11 protein-coding genes are annotated in these 15,110 nt (G+C 54.9%); 2 read left to right on the forward strand and 9 right to left on the reverse strand.

Features of this window, described 5'->3' with window-relative positions; all coding sequences use genetic code 11:
* Window positions 1-45: 45 nt before the first annotated feature.
* The 9 genes from NZ823_02350 to NZ823_02390 form a co-directional block, all read right to left on the reverse strand.
* Entirely contained in the window at window positions 46-1,092 is a 1,047-nt protein-coding gene (locus NZ823_02350) for a hypothetical protein (protein ID MCS6803968.1), read from the reverse strand.
* Window positions 1,093-1,180: 88 nt separating this feature from the next.
* On the reverse strand, window positions 1,181-2,176 hold the full coding sequence (locus NZ823_02355; GenBank protein ID MCS6803969.1) for a hypothetical protein: 996 nt from the start codon (window positions 2,174-2,176) through the stop codon (window positions 1,181-1,183).
* 114 nt (window positions 2,177-2,290) lie between these two features.
* Entirely contained in the window at window positions 2,291-2,569 is a 279-nt protein-coding gene (locus NZ823_02360) for an acyl carrier protein (protein ID MCS6803970.1), read from the reverse strand.
* A gap of 41 nt (window positions 2,570-2,610) precedes the next feature.
* Window positions 2,611-4,647 carry an asparagine synthase (glutamine-hydrolyzing) gene (gene asnB / locus NZ823_02365; GenBank protein ID MCS6803971.1) on the reverse strand — a complete coding sequence of 679 codons (2,037 nt, stop codon included), beginning with the start codon at window positions 4,645-4,647 and terminating at the stop codon, window positions 2,611-2,613.
* Window positions 4,648-4,791: 144 nt separating this feature from the next.
* The gene (locus NZ823_02370; protein ID MCS6803972.1) at window positions 4,792-5,556 is read right to left on the reverse strand and encodes a hypothetical protein; all 765 of its coding nucleotides are present in this window, start codon (window positions 5,554-5,556) and stop codon (window positions 4,792-4,794) included.
* Window positions 5,557-5,681: 125 nt separating this feature from the next.
* Window positions 5,682-8,264, reverse strand: a complete 2,583-nt coding sequence (locus tag NZ823_02375) for an AAA family ATPase (GenBank protein ID MCS6803973.1) — start codon at window positions 8,262-8,264, stop codon at window positions 5,682-5,684.
* Window positions 8,254-9,771, reverse strand: a complete 1,518-nt coding sequence (locus tag NZ823_02380) for a GumC family protein (GenBank protein ID MCS6803974.1) — start codon at window positions 9,769-9,771, stop codon at window positions 8,254-8,256. The genes NZ823_02375 and NZ823_02380 overlap by 11 nt, the downstream gene beginning before the upstream one ends.
* A gap of 140 nt (window positions 9,772-9,911) precedes the next feature.
* A complete protein-coding gene (locus tag NZ823_02385) occupies window positions 9,912-10,835 on the reverse strand; it encodes a polysaccharide export protein (protein ID MCS6803975.1) in 924 nt (307 codons plus the stop codon).
* 68 nt (window positions 10,836-10,903) lie between these two features.
* Entirely contained in the window at window positions 10,904-11,110 is a 207-nt protein-coding gene (locus tag NZ823_02390) for a hypothetical protein (protein MCS6803976.1), read from the reverse strand.
* 929 nt (window positions 11,111-12,039) lie between these two features.
* On the opposite strand from NZ823_02390, the gene NZ823_02395 reads away from it, so the two are divergent.
* Both NZ823_02395 and NZ823_02400 read left to right on the forward strand, forming a co-directional pair.
* On the forward strand, window positions 12,040-13,440 hold the full coding sequence (locus NZ823_02395) for a sigma-54 dependent transcriptional regulator (protein MCS6803977.1): 1,401 nt from the start codon (window positions 12,040-12,042) through the stop codon (window positions 13,438-13,440).
* A 374-nt stretch (window positions 13,441-13,814) separates the two neighbouring features.
* Window positions 13,815-15,047, forward strand: coding sequence for a hypothetical protein (locus tag NZ823_02400; GenBank protein MCS6803978.1), 1,233 nt, complete (start codon window positions 13,815-13,817; stop codon window positions 15,045-15,047).
* Window positions 15,048-15,110 lie beyond the last annotated feature (63 nt).

Raw genomic sequence — 15,110 nt, forward strand, 5'->3', positions numbered from 1 at the left:
ATTAAAGTCCCAGGCTCGCGTTGCCTGGCCGCCGACTCCATCAAATTACTCCATCAAATACCCCAAGTCTCCTTCAATCGCCGTCACATGCCAGGCGGCCACATCCTTCAATTGGCCTGGCTTGCTGCGCAGACGAACCGGATTGCTTTTCAGTCGTGTATAACCATGACGTCGCAACGCCTCACACCACGGCGCGTAACAGCCTACGGCGTTGATATGGGTCACTTGCTGGCCTTGCAAGAATTCTTCCGTCGCATTGAGCAAGCTGCTCCAAACGGATGGTGCCTCAATCCACGTCTCAGCTCCCAGCAGATTGGCCCAACGCCGCGAACCGCGCGCCATGATCAGCACCGATACGTGCCCAATCAACTGTTGTCCATCATACAAACCGAGCACATGCACGCTGCCTTCAGGGCACTGCTTGAACCACGCCAAGAACTGCGGATCGAGGGCATTTCGCATCACGGTGGTTGACGACTCTATTGGCTCAGGCGCCTTCGGCTCATCCATCTCACGCCATTGATAAACAGGCGTAGAGCGTCCGTGCCGATTACGCGCCATCGCCTGCACGCGCCCTGTCCAATATAGGCCGAGCTTGACAGCATTGTGCGCCATTGCACGGCCTGTCGGCGCGCTGCCCAGCAATCGCCACGGCTTCAACACCTTGATATACCGCTCCACCCGAAACCATTCCTTGTAGCCAAGCTTGGGGATGATGCGCTGGGTCTGCTCACCGCCGCCGATGACCATCACGAGGTCGCCCGCCGCGCCGATCTCCAGTATCAGCCGCACCGCCAATAACCCAGCTTTGCAGTCAGGATCAACAACCCAATTGGCTGGATTCACCACCCGAAGATAACGGCGCCCATCCGTGAATGGCGAAACAGTGCAGCCTATATGCCCGACAATTGAATGCGCGTCGGCAATCACCAACGCTCGCGGTCGTCCATCCGCAAGGCTCGGTGAGAAATACATCCACTCCATGATCTTTGCCCATTGAGCTGGCGAATGACTCTGAGGAAAAACTCTGACCATCAGCCGGCTCACGGCATCAAGATCAGCCGGCTGCATCGCGCGAATTGCAAATCCCATACAGTCTGACTACCCATCTTCATTGGCGCATGAGCGAGCGCCATCTTGGTGAGACCCAACGACCGATTCAACCAAAATCAATAAACCACTATGGCAGATGCAACTGCTCGGCGACGCGACGAACAATAACAGCGTTTTCCTCAGCCATGATACGGGCCAGCGCTTCGTCACGCGACAAGCGCCCCTCGCGCACGAGCTGCGCCAGTTCAAAATCGTAAGGGTGATAATTGAATCGCTGTTTGTGCGCTTGATTGGCTAATGCGTTGAGCAAGCAATTGCTCGAATTGGCATCGGTATCGGTCGGACGCTCCCAACCGAGCCGTTCAATCGTCGGCAGAATTTCTTGCTCATTGTAATCGGTGAAGACCAGCGGCGCGACCGAATAAGGAAACGAGTCGGCAGCCTGAAAATGTCTCTCTTCAAGAAAGAACGGTCGGACCTCTTCGCCGGCCACGTTATACAACGGTTCATACGTGGCTCGCTGCATTGAACGAATCATGGCCGGCGTATTTTTCATCAACGCCGCTCGGTACCCCAACTGCCCCGGCGACCAGCCAAAAGCGAGGAACGGGATGTTCAGTTCAATGGCATACCGCAACGAGAGAAACTTGATCAGCCCGATACACGACATGCAGATAAAACTGCCACGTTGCGCGCTCTTGGAGGCAAACAACGGCCCTTGCAACGAACGCTTGAAGATCGCTTCGAGCATCTCTGAGCGCGGACGCACCACGACCCAATCAATGCCCAGCGCCTTGGTCACGCGCTGCATATTGATTTCAGCTTGCGGTGAGAGGAATCCGTTATCCATCGTCAGCGCCAACACGCGCATGGCATACTCACGGCGAAGCATGTGCAGCAAATAAGTGCTGTCTTTGCCGCCACTGTACGCCACCAAACAATCGTAACTGCCGCGACCGCGAAACGATTGCGCGAGCCTCTCGAATTCGGCGCGAATCTCTGCCCTGCGCCCTTCCATGTAATCGTTCCCCTTATAGGCTTGGCAATAGTTGCACACGCCTGCTTCATTGAAGCGAATACCGGGAAACGTCTCAGGCAAGATACAATTTTGGCATCGTTTCATAAAACTCCCTCTCTGTCGGTGAAGTGGCGTGAGTGTGTTCGTAGGAGGGAAGTTCGCGCGGGGATGAACGCTGAATCGTACCACTGCCCAGCGCTGTGCCTGCGCCGTTGGCGGCTAGCCGATAGTTACTACATCCAGTTGATCCACACGATCAGGACATTTGCAAGCTAGAAACGCGCAGATACGACTAACGGTATCCAAGTTTTCTGGCACCATCTCTTCGTCGGCGATGTGAATCCCAAATTCCTCTTCCAAAAAGGCCACTAATTCCAAAATTCCTGTGGAATCAATGATCTGTTTATCCAGCATGGAATCGGTATCGGTGAAGTCATCATCACTGACAATGAAATTATCACAAATGAATTGTCGAATGATTTGTCGAGTGCTCTTCATAAGCAACTTTCCTCTTGATTGAGTCATGATCGAACCGGTGATCAATCGCCGGCGATGAAAGAAAATTCCTGAACTTGTCGTTCTGCCGCTGCGGACTGACGGAAATCCCACGTCTTGATGTTCTGGCACGTGGATGGCCGACTTGACAGGCGCGGACGCGAGGCGATGAAGTGATGATAAACGAGCTGCAGTGAGAGGATGCCCACCATCGCCATATTGTCCACCTCGCCCATCACCTTGCCTTTCTGTTGAAACTTCTGCACCAGCTTTTGCACAAACGCCGGATTGAAGCAGCCCGCCTCTTTCAACCGGCTGGGGCTCAATACATCGGCTACGTAATCCAGCGGCTGACCGTTGGCAAAGAAGCTCTCGATATTCGGCGCGCGATACGCTTGCTTGGGGCGCTCACGGATGCTGAGCGGCACAATATCAGCGAACGCTTTTTTCAACACGCTCTTTTCGCGCATCGCTTGCAATTTCACCGTTGGCGGCATCGCCGCGGCTAATTCGATCACTCGATGATCGAGGAACGGGAACCGCCCTTCAACCGAATGAGCCATGGCCTGACGGTCACCTTGCGAAGCCAACAGGTAACCGGCCAACAACATCTTCATGTCAATGTATTGCGCTCGAGACAAGTAGTGCCACCGATGAAAATCCGCCGGCAACGTCGCCTTGAAGGCAGCAATGGCATCATACCCGTTCAACGCGGCCTTCACTTCATCGGCGAAAAATTTCTTCGTCTTGGCCGTGTTGGACCACGTCGGAATATGCGAATAGTGCGGCTCGTCTACGTCCATCATGCCAGCGCCAAAAAACGCTTTGAGGTACTCAGGCGATTGCACCTGAGCCAGCGTCAAATATGGATAGAGCCGCTGGAAGAGCACGGTACGGCGCGTGTTCGGGTGCTGCGCCCAATATCGCCGCAGCTTCGTCTCCTTAAATAGATCGTACCCTAGGAACGCTTCATCGCCGCCCTCGCCGCTCAAGACCACTTTCACACCACTGTCGCGCACGAGTCGGGAGAGCAAAAACAGTGGGGCCGGCGCGGTGCGCAGCACCGGCGTTTCCGTATGCCAAATCACTTGAGGGAAGACCCGCCCAATATCCTCGCTGGAACAATCCACTGCCTGATGATTGGCGCCCAGATAATCCACCATGAGCCGTTGATAGGGACTTTCGTCGTAAAAATCGTTGGTGAAGCGAACCGAGAACGTAGTCAGCGGATTGTCACTGTAGTGCTTGACCACGCTGGCCACCACCGATGAATCAATGCCGCCGCTCAGGTAGACGCCCACAGGCACATCGGCTTGAAGTTGTAACCGCGTTGAGTCAATCACCAGCTCACGCAGTTGCTCGATGCACTCAGCTTCTGTGCGAGCCGGAGCTTCGCCCTCCACCGGGAATCGCAGATGCCAGTAGGGACGCGTGGTGACACCATGACGGTCGGCAATCAGATAATGCCCCGGCGGCAATTGCGATACGCCAGCGAAGATCGTCTCCGGCGGCAGCGTGACCCAATAGGTGAAAATTTGATCCAGGGCGTGCAGATTGATTTGACGTTTGATCGTCTCGTCCAGAAACAGCGACTTGACTTCTGAGGCGAACCGCAAGCGACCTTCGGCTTCAACATAAAATAACGGACGAATCCCCATGCGATCGCGCGCCAGCAAGAGTCGTTGCCGCACGGTGTCCCACAAGGCGATGGCAAACTGCCCGTTCAGATGCTCCAGGAAAGCATCGCCTTCCTGCTCGTACAAGTGAACAATGACCTCTGTATCAGCCTGCGTGTAAAACCGATGCCCTTGCGCCAGCAGTCGTCGGCGAAGCTCTTTGTAGTTGAAGATTTCGCCGTTGAACACGACCCAGACGCTCTTGTCTTCATTGTGAATCGGCTGCTGCCCCGTCTCTAGATCAATGATGCTCAACCGCGCGCTGCCCAGACCGACTTTTTCATCCATCCAAATGCCAGCTTCATCAGGACCACGATGACGGATCATCGCAACCATCCCGGCCAGCAGTTCAGGATTGACCGCTTCATCGGCGTTGAAATGAAACATGCCAGCGATTCCACACATAAGAAGTCTCCACTTGTTGCCTCATGCACTCGTGATGGATGTCATGGACAACGGCTATTGACCTGCGTGAGAGTCTATGACCACCAACGAACCATGACAGGGGAATGCAGATAAAAGAACGAACCAGACAAGGACAAGTAACAACTAAACACGCTCAGCCAGCGCTTTGGGCAGATGTTGTTTGCGCTGACTTAAGACCACGCCCATGATGTGAGCATGAACGCGCTCAAACTCGGTCTTGGCGGCGCTCAGCTCCTCCAGCCGCGATTTATCGGCCTGAGCGATCATAATCACACCATCCACTTTCGTCGCCAGCAAGACTGTATCGGGATGGGTCAATACAGGGCCGGCATGGACGATGACATACTTGAATCGTTCGCGCATCCGTCGCAATACATCAGCCGGATGAATCAACGACATCAAAGGCATGCTTGCTTGCTCGTCGCCAATCAAATAGAAATTAGTAACGCGAGTTTGCTGCACTGTTAGTTGGTTAGTCAGGGAAAAGACTTCCTTCAAGGGCCGCCCCGGCAGCGCCGACTTCAGATGCGAAGTGATGTCCGGGCCGCCTTGATAAACGTCCACCAGGGCAACCGGCGTGTGCTCCAATTCCGCTAGTATCAACGCCAGCTCAGCCGAAACAGCCGCAGCGCCATCATCATCGTGCGCGCCACACAGCAAGATGATTTGCACTCCTTGCATTTGATTGGCCAACAACACAGCCCCTCGCAGGCGCTCCAATTCTTGCCGTCGCGTCCCCGTGTGGGGCAGAATGCCGGACGGAACGGACGTCGCCGTGTCCGTTACCGCCGGCTCACTCACGCCAGGCTGCGCACGCTTAGCCTCATGATCGGCCGAACGTGAAACAGAGCCACTAATGCGTTCTAAGACTCGGGCGTATTTGCTCATGACCCTCTCAATGATGGGTGGTTAAGCGCAGATCAGTTCCTCTCTGACTGCCGACTTCCATCCTCTTATAAGTGTCGCAATCCAACCGTCACATCATTGCAGGCAGTTGGACATCAGCGATGACTCTACTGGCTTGAGCGATGCTCAACATCATCGGCTTCCGGCAGCGGTGGCAAGAGTAACGCTGTTCCGCTTGGCAGCTCGTCCCAATTGTAGACGTGAGGATTTGCGGCGCGCACGCGGTTGACCAATCGCGGCGTGACAGCGCCATACTCGCGGCGCATAATGCTCAGTAATGTCTCGCCTGGACCGACAATGACCATGTGAGGCGTTGCTTCAGCCGGGTTGGCCTCGCCGCCGGGCAGTGCGGATGAGACCGATGCCGGCGCCAGCGGCCCAGTGGGGATCATCAGCGGCGAGGTGGAGATTTCCGTTTTGCCGGGCATCGTGGCCAATTGCCCCGCTGTCATCTTTACCGGCCAGCGGCTGACTCCATGAGTCATCCATGCCGTGATCTGACCACCATAGAATTTGGTGATCACAAACCCGCCCACCAAACCTACGCACAGAGCAAACAAGGCTAAAAACAACGCAGCAGCGAACAATTGTGGCCGAGACCAATGTTGCGGCACTTCGATCCGCGACAGCGGCACACGGACCGGTTCAGGTCGCGTCCAGGAGTGATCCCACGTCTGAGGCGTCGCTCCTATGGCAAAGTCATGTTTGACACGCGGAATCGGTTCTGAGTCAGTAGACGGCTGGACGTTCCTGTCAAACTCTGCTTCTGTAGGCTCAGACCAGAATGATCTCATCGCGTCAGACTCATCCATGAGTTTTCCTAATGCCGCGCTGCGCACGCCTGCCAATAGTTGTTCATCCTGATGCGCCGTGGTTGGTCGTCCTGCCCGCGCCTGAATGAATGTTTCCAATTCATCCAACAATTGATCCATCGAAAGCCCGACCGGTTGACTTTGCTGCCATCGTGGCCGTGACAGCGAGCTTGGATATTCGTTCGCCAGCCGAACGTTCAACGGACGCTCAACCGGGGACGAGTTGGTCTTATCATGAGTGACAGCCGGCACGGTATCAGGCGCGGGCGCCGGCGGCATATCCAGCGCAGGCTCTACCGCTCGCGCCGGAGCAGACAACCCAACGAACGCTGGGCGACGCTCTGCCTCTGCGCCCACCAACGGCGCAGGCACGCCAGGCACACGACCATAGGCGGGACGAAATCGGCCAGCGGCTTTTGGTTTGAACGGCGTTACATTGGAGCCGCTCTCGGATGATTCTGCTACATCACCAACCTTGCTTGCCGGCGCGGTAGCCGCTGAAGGCGCTTGGTTGTCGGACTCATCGGAAGTTTTCCCATCAGACCCGGTCACCGCTGGCGCTGCCTCTGAAGCAAAATCCTTTCTAAGCTCTGATGTCTGATCCGGCTCAACCGATACGACCGGCGCCGACGCTGTTGAATCACTCAAACTAACGACTGCTGCCTGTGTAGAAACCGGCGCCGTTTCAACTGCAACTTCAGGGGTGAGCGTGGCGGCCTGAGCTGGAACCGTTGCCAGTGGAGCGACGCCATCTGCCGGTTCAGGTTGTGTCGGCTGCGACCACGATTCGTGACTGACGTCAGCCAACGCGACCGACGGCGCGACGCTCGGCGTTACCACCGGGGGCGGCGCAATCATTGGTGATGACTGAGCTGAGGCGGCGCCCGAATGTGCGGCTTCTGATACCAGTTCCGCCTGCTGCCTTGTCACCTGCGCAGCCACTGTCTGCGCGTCGGCTTCGGACGACATCTGATCGTCAGCTTCGGCAGACATGGCCACCAACCATTGCTGCATTTCCGGGTCAGTCGCCTTCGAGGCAGCAACAGGATCAATCAGCGGCACTGATTCAAACAGGTCTAACTCCTGAGCAGCTTCTTTGACCATCGGCAGCTCGATGCGGTACTTATTCTCCGCATACGCCACCAGCAGCGCATTATGACAGACAGCGTTAATCAATCGAGGAATCCCGTGCGAGGCTTCGTAAATAGCGGCCAGCACAGGCCGGCTCATGAGCGAGTGCAACGGCTTATTCCATTCAGTGCACCGCAACCGATGCTCGATGTACTCGCTTGTCTCAGACATGGTCAGTGGCCGCAAATTGACATTGACGGTGATGCGTTGTTTCAACTGAGCCAGTTCTGACAATCCCAGCTTGGATTTCAACTGCGGTTGACCAACCAACATCACTTGCAGCAGCTTCGCCTGCGGAACCTCAAAATTGGTCAACAGGCGAATATCTTCCATCTCGCGGATGGAAAGATTCTGCGCTTCGTCGAAAATCAGCACAACATTGTTACCGGAGCGCCACTGATCAGCCAGTAGATCCTGAAGCTGTCGGGTCAAGCTCAACACAGTGCCGCCCTGCGGTTTGCTGCCCAACGATTCAAGAATGAATTGCAATCGTTGCTTGAACGTCAGGTCTGTGCCGGGCAGGAAGACGGTTCGGACAGAATTTTCTAATTGCTCCAACAACGCATAGAGCAACGTCGTCTTGCCCGTGCCAGGTTCGCCGGTCAGACAGATAAAGCCTCGACGCATTTTCACGCCGTACATCAATGCGGCAAACGCTTCTTGATGGCCGGGGCCCAAATACAGAAATCGCGGGTCGGGGCTTACGCCAAACGGGTCTTCACGGAATCCAAAATGCTCAGTGTACATCAGCGTATCCTCCTACACCCTCCTCTTCAGGGAGCGCGGCCAACACATTGAGTGAAAGCTGTCGCTCGATGATCTCTTCGGTTCGCACGGGATGCTCGAAGTATTCCAGGCCAAAAGCGGTGGCGATGCTGAAAAAGAGGCCGACAGCCAACCCCAAAATGGCATTCAACATGACATTGGGACTGACCGGCTGATAGTTGGGGGTCGCCGGCTCAGCAATGTTGACGTTGACGATCCGGTGCTGATCCAGCGCCTGGCTCAAGCGCGATTCTTCGGTCTTTTTCACATAAGCTAAGTAGGTCTGCTCGACCACATCCCGCATTCGACGCAAGTTGCGCTGCTCATAGCTGTTTTCACGAATGTTGCGCACGCCGGCGCTATAACTTCCCAGCACACTGGAGAGCGCCTTGATGCGTTCTCGTTGCATGGAGGCTTCAGCGCGGGCACGCATCAGATCACTTTTGAGCGCCATGTGCAGCTCGTTTAGGCCCTGCGCCACTTCCTGAGCCGGTTTCTTCTCTAGTTGGTCAAGGTACTCTGTCACAGTCGCCACTTGCTCTTCCACTTGCTTGACCACCCGACTGTCTGGCTGGTACTTTTGCCGCAGTTCGGTCCGGCGCAGTTGCAATTCTCCCAATTTTTCACGTAATGTGTCAAGTCCTTCTTGATATTTTGTTCGTGTTTCAGTGGTTATCCGTTCAGGCTGAGTGGCCAAAAACTGTTCTAACAGTGCGGCCTGCTCTTCGGCTGCTTTTAATCCAACTTTGGCTTCGTTTAGTTGCGCCTGAAATTCGGCCTGCTTCTGTAATGCCAGGTGTTCTTGCGTTTCGGCTGTGGCCAGCCCGTGACCGGATTCAAACCGTTTCAACTGGTCTTCAATTTCCTGCAGCTTCTTGCGCAGCGCCTCTGTCTGCTCTTCATAAAACGCCGTCGCATTGCTTACCTGACGAAGTTGCAAATGCCGATCAATGTATGCCTGCGACAGCGTGTTCAACACATTGGCGGCCAGTTCCGGGTCACGAGCGCGATAGCTGACCTGCACCACGTTCGATTTTTTGATCGGGATAACTTGCAGATTTTTCTTCAGGTTCAGTATGGCTCGATCCACTGCAGCCTTATCGGGCTGATCGTGAATTTTTCGATAAGAGCTGTCAAACCAGCGACTGAGCAGGCCGCCACCTGAGTTGGATTGCTTGGCCAAGCCGGTTTGCTCGACGACCTTGGCCAGAATGGGACGGCTGGTTAACAACTCGATCTCTGAATTCATCTCGACTTCGCCGACTTCCGCCGAGACATATTCCCGCGTGGTTTCCACTTCGGATGAGACTACTGGTTCAGACCGCCCGCGGCGTAGCAAAATCTTACTAGTTGATTCATAGGTAGGCGGAATGAAGAGGGAACCAACGACAGAAATGACCAAGACCAGTAACGTGATCAACAGGATGACTTTTCGGCGCGCAAACAGGACGGTCAAAATATAGCGCAGACTCAGTGGCTCTCGTTGCATAACGGAACTCCTTGAAAACGATCCAAGCTGGGGATCAACCATCCACAGGAGGGTCGCCGATGGTCATCCCCAGCTTTCATTGCGTCCTACCTCCAAAGACCTTCAGTACAGGGCTATGTTGACGCGATATTCCATCGAGGTTACCGCCGTCGGAGCGGGTCCGTGTACAACCCAAACGACTGAATTTGCAACGCACGAAGCGCATCATTGATTCGACTCAGTTTGGATTGCGGCACGTAGATCAGATCGCCATCTCGCAGCGTGAGGTTCAAAAACGGGTCTGGACGCTTGGAATAAACTTTGGTCATATCAACGACGGTGACTCTCATCTGCCCCTCGCCGATAGGACGAAGATGAATGACCTGCTTGCGATGCGCTTGCGGCGTGAATCCGCCGGCCAGCAACACGGCTTGCGCCAGCATGTCGCCATCGCGCAATTCGTAGGCGCCCGGTTTCACGACATAGCCGCCGATGAAAATGCGTGGCTTGACGAATTCCTTGAGTGTGACGGAAATCAGCGGGTCAATCAATTCTTTGGCGTATCGCTCGGTCAATTTCTGTTCCAACTCTGACACCGTCAATCCTTCAGCCCGCACATCCCCAATCAACGGCAGCGAAATCATACCATCCGGCTTGACAATCGTTTCTTGATTCAATTCCGGTTGATAGAAAAATTTGACTTCGAGTTTATCCCCCTGATGCAGTTGATAACCAGAGGAGGTGCGCAGTTGAGGTGGGCCGCCAGCAAATTGCACGATGGTGGAGTCTGGCTCAGTGGCTCCCGCAGGCGTTGCTGTCGAGGATGAGGGTAGCGACGGCGACGCGCTCTGAGCCGACACGCTGAGCTGAAGCCCCAACATCAGCACGATACCGGGTAACACCTTTCGCTTGATTCCTGTCCTCCGCTTGATTCCTGTCAGACACAGCCGACCGAGCCTTCCGATCATACCGGCGGCGGCTTGAAAGCCGACACGCCCAAACTCCGAATGCGCATCCAGTAACTGCACACCCTCGAGCGATGCAGGCTGCCGCCATCCCGGTTTTTCAACCGTCTTCTCTTTCATGGCCTGTTCCTCCAACCACATTGTTACAGGGGCTGCGATGGCCCTACTCAGCCCCATCAAACCAGACTTCACACACCGACACGATCACCCAGCAACGATCCGATGAAAGTTACGCCTGCGCGCCAACCCACTGCGTGCCAGCTCACAAGGTTGATCTGTTGGTGGCTGCTGCCGGCGTCGTTGCTGTTGGTCTGTCGGTTCATGTCGTCGTTCGATTCCGGTTTACTATTGCGTTGCTCACACGGCCTGCCGGTCCGCGTCAAATCTTGGTTCATCGTAAGCTGCCCGAGTTGCTGCCGATGAATCACCACGCTGCCTGGCTAATGGAAATAGGCTCGCTGGTTTCGTTGTGTATCCAGAGACTCCTTCAGTCGCTGGCCGCACACCGAACAAAACTTGGCATACGGATTGGTGATTGCGCTCTGGCAACCACTACACGCCGTCAGTAGCCGTGACCCGCAATTGGAGCAGAAATGCTCCTGCAGTTTGGCATTGGAAAAATAGTCACACTGAGGACATGTAAAATAGGTTTCTGTCATGGTCATCAATCCCTCTGAAATTGCCTGTTCCCGCGTGTTGTGCATCGTCTTGTTTGGCAGCGGGCTTTTCTGGTATCGCCCGATACCATCAAAGCCCGCCAAGCGAACCTCCTAAGAACTGCTTCACGACGCCGGGCTGATTTGCAATGAGTGTTCCAACGCAATGTACTCCGAGGCGAGCGCACTTAAGCACCTGATAACAAACCCTTTTGCGAAATTTGCAATGAGCTTCAATGATTCGCTCAGATGGATGAGGCCTCTACATTTTTGCAGTCCGCCCTTGGAAGCGCTCATAGATTGAGCAAGACAATGACCGAGAGAACAATCAGTTAAATGCCCTATAGAAAAACAACGCTCGCCCTCTTCTCAAATAGAGGATTGGCCATTTCTAGGTAATTTCCCAGCGCCGATCTAAGTAAAAATACCTAGGTGGCTAGGTGATACCACCAATTGTTTTCACCCCCTGTTATGGAGACAATAGGGGCGGCACTAAAAAAGAACGGTTGTGGGTAGCCGGGTTGGGCTGACAACAACAACACATCTCGCTTCGGCGAGCGCCCACCTACCGAATCGCTCCCCTCAGATGAGTGAAGGGGCGATGAGAAAAAACAGATGTAGTAGGGTCTGGAACTAGAAGGGTGAATAATAGAGGAGGTTGGGTCACGGTGAATCGAACGGTACTACTGGTTACAAAAGACCTCTCGACCGAGAGGGTGATGATGAATACGTTATCGGTGCGGGGCTACCGACTGCTGCTGGCCGATACGACAGCCTCGGCTTTGGAGCAGCTTCAACAGCATCCAGTTGACGTAGTAATGACGGAGATCGGGCCGCACGGTATCTCAACCGTTGAATCGCTTGATAAAAGCAGTAGCGATCTGTTGAAAATGAGCGCCGTGGTGATCGCGGCTGAAGATACACCGGTCAGAGTGCTGAGCGAGATCACGCGGCTGGGCAACTCTCAGTTGATGATCAAACCGTTTCAGGAGCCGGAGCTGCTTGGCTGCCTCGCCCGTGCGCTGGGTGAACGACTGATCCCACCATCAGTGCCGACGCCGCTGCGCCAAGGGCCGATGATGACCAACATCATCACCCAGAACCCGCAATTTCAAGCCCTCATGGCCATGGCCACGCGGGCCGCGCGCACCGACGCGACTATGTTAATCACCGGCGAAACAGGCACCGGCAAAGAATTACTCGCCCGCGAAATTCACCGATTGAGTCGTCGAGCGGATCAACCATTTGTCACCGTCAATTGTGCGACGCTTTCTGAGACGTTACTGGAAACCGAACTATTCGGCCACGCGCGCGGCGCGTTCACCGGCGCCGAACAAGCCAAGGCCGGGTATTTTGAAATTGCCAACGGCGGCACGGTGTTCCTCGATGAAATTGGCGAAATCAGCCATTCATTCCAACTGAAGCTGCTGCGCATTCTTCAACAGAAGGAATACAATCGCGTCGGTGACACGCGAACCTACCGCACAGACGTGCGCATCCTGGCTGCGACTAATCAGGACTTGATGCAGGCCGTTCAGCAACAACGGTTCCGCGCCGATTTGTTTTATCGGCTGAATGTCGTCCATTTGCAACTGCCGCCGCTCAGACAACGCAAAGATGACATCCCGGCGTTAGCTCACTTTTTCTTACACAACTCAGCCAAGGAACTGGGGCAGCCTGTGACCATGATTGCTCCCGTGGCCTTGCATCTACTGCAACAACACGATTGGCCAGGCAATATCCGTGAGCTACAAAACGTGATCGAACGCGCCGTCATTATGTGCGACGGCGATACGCTCGGCCCTGAGCATCTACCCGAATATATCACCGCGAGCGCCCAACCGGACTCGTCGGGAGGCTTTCCAACACAGAAGCTCGATGCGCCGTTTAAGTTAGCCAAAGAAGAATTCGTCGGAGAATTTGAACGCCGTTACATCCTGCATCATCTCTCGCTCAATCGCGGCAATGTAGCCAAGACGGCGCGAACAACCGGCATGTTTGAGGGTCATCTTTATCAAAAGATTAAACGTTATCGGATAGACCCCAATCAATTTCGTCAACTCGAGTGAGGTCGTGGTTTGATTCGTGGTCACTCGAACGGTGGGAGAGACACAGGAAGGATAACGCGGTGTATGAACCAATGAGCAATGTCCGACGGGCACTGTTTATTTTGACCATACCCGATCTTCCGCTCTCCCACCATGTTTTTCCCTCCCGTGCACTGCGTCCAGTCGCCCGTCAGATCTTGGTCCCCTACTCTTTCACCGCGTCTCTTTCCTCCCGTGCACTGCGTCCAGTCACCCTGCGAATCCCGATCCTGCACTCTCGGAGGGCGTCTTTTTCCATCCCGCCCGTTGTGTCCAGTCGCCCGTCAAAGGAACGGCTGTAGCACAATCTCCGACCGCTTGTCAGTGAAACCCACGTGTCGCTATTATAGCCGGGCATGCGGACATGGAGGTTACAGTGGGTCAAGTTTGTTGGCACGACTGTTGCTCTGATATTCAGTCTATGCTTGTTTAGCTCGTGCGGCAGCAATAGCTCTGACAGGTTGCCGGCGACGACCGAACCACATGCTCCATCCACGACTGCGACGAACGCACAGGAGACGTCAGATTCGCTTTCAGCGCAACCGTCATCGGATTCAACGTCATTCGGTCAAGGTGAAACGCTCGATGATCGGCTTGGCGCATCTGATGGCTTCGCCGCTTCGATTTTCTTTGTAAGCGACCTGACCGGCAGTCTCGACGTGTGCGGCTGTGCACAAAATCCACAGGGGGGCATTGCCCGGCAAAAGGGTTTTCTCAACGAGTTTGAGAATCGCTACCGAGGCATTCCCTACCTCTATGTTGATCTTGGTCACAGCCTGAGCGAGCGCACCAAATTCGGGACGATGAATTTGCTGGAGCCGGTCAGAGTGGGAAATGAGTGGGTTCTACGCGCTTACAACGAACTGAACGTATCGGCGGTGAACGTCTCATTCCGTGACCTCGTGCATCTGAGACACACATTGGCTGCTGATGTCTTCGCCAAGCAACGCCGTGAACTGCCTGTGCTGACCCGATTCGTCTCGGCCAACGTCAAACCCAAGACGAATGCTCATGTGGCGTTGCCGCCCTACCTCATTCAAACGCTGCGTGGCGGACGGTTGAAGCGACCGCTGAAAGTGGCGTTGGTAGGACTGACCGAGGTCGGCACGCTTCCGCTGGAAGCATTCACCATTGAAGACCCGTTGGAAGTTGCGCACCGTGTCATCCCGGAAGTGAGCGCCAAAGCTGACATCGTTGTGGTCATGGGGTATCTTTCGCGCGCTGTCGGCCAGCGATTGGCTGGCAGCGGCCTTCCATACAATGCCTTACTGACGGCCTTTCGCTTGCCGAATCTTCAACCGATCCGGCGCTACGGCAAAAAGCTGTGGGCTACCAGTATCTACGAAGGGCGTTTCTTGGGTGAACTGCGCATTTACACCGACCCACAGGGACGATTTGCTGATCTGAAGGCGCGCTATATTCCGCTGGATCAGGTTGTGCCGGATGATCCTCGTTTTGCCGCACTACGCAGTGAGGCGCGCGCTGCCATCAACAAAGCAGGAGAACAGATGAGCAAAGAGGGAACGGCAAACGCAACACCGGCGACCGGGGCCACGAGTCACGAACCACGAGCCACGAATGAGGATTGATGATTGAACCGCAAACCACGATCTACGATCCACGATTCACGAATCACAGAGCACGAATTACGG

This window comes from Blastocatellia bacterium, from assembly GCA_025054955.1.
GTDB lineage: Bacteria > Acidobacteriota > Blastocatellia > HR10 > J050 > JANWZE01.

What these genes read in the sequence shown, in the direction of transcription:
- NZ823_02390 (MCS6803976.1), bottom strand. Translation starts at nt 11,110, where the DNA reads ATGAACCAAGATTTGACGCGGACCGGCAGGCCGTGTGAGCAACGCAAT.
- asnB (MCS6803971.1), bottom strand. Translation starts at nt 4,647, where the DNA reads ATGTGTGGAATCGCTGGCATGTTTCATTTCAACGCCGATGAAGCGGTC.
- NZ823_02380 (MCS6803974.1), bottom strand. Translation starts at nt 9,771, where the DNA reads ATGCAACGAGAGCCACTGAGTCTGCGCTATATTTTGACCGTCCTGTTT.
- NZ823_02375 (MCS6803973.1), bottom strand. Translation starts at nt 8,264, where the DNA reads ATGTACACTGAGCATTTTGGATTCCGTGAAGACCCGTTTGGCGTAAGC.
- NZ823_02355 (MCS6803969.1), bottom strand. Translation starts at nt 2,176, where the DNA reads ATGAAACGATGCCAAAATTGTATCTTGCCTGAGACGTTTCCCGGTATT.
- NZ823_02350 (MCS6803968.1), bottom strand. Translation starts at nt 1,092, where the DNA reads ATGGGATTTGCAATTCGCGCGATGCAGCCGGCTGATCTTGATGCCGTG.
- NZ823_02400 (MCS6803978.1), top strand. Translation starts at nt 13,815, where the DNA reads ATGCGGACATGGAGGTTACAGTGGGTCAAGTTTGTTGGCACGACTGTT.
- NZ823_02370 (MCS6803972.1), bottom strand. Translation starts at nt 5,556, where the DNA reads ATGAGCAAATACGCCCGAGTCTTAGAACGCATTAGTGGCTCTGTTTCA.
- NZ823_02385 (MCS6803975.1), bottom strand. Translation starts at nt 10,835, where the DNA reads ATGAAAGAGAAGACGGTTGAAAAACCGGGATGGCGGCAGCCTGCATCG.
- NZ823_02360 (MCS6803970.1), bottom strand. Translation starts at nt 2,569, where the DNA reads ATGAAGAGCACTCGACAAATCATTCGACAATTCATTTGTGATAATTTC.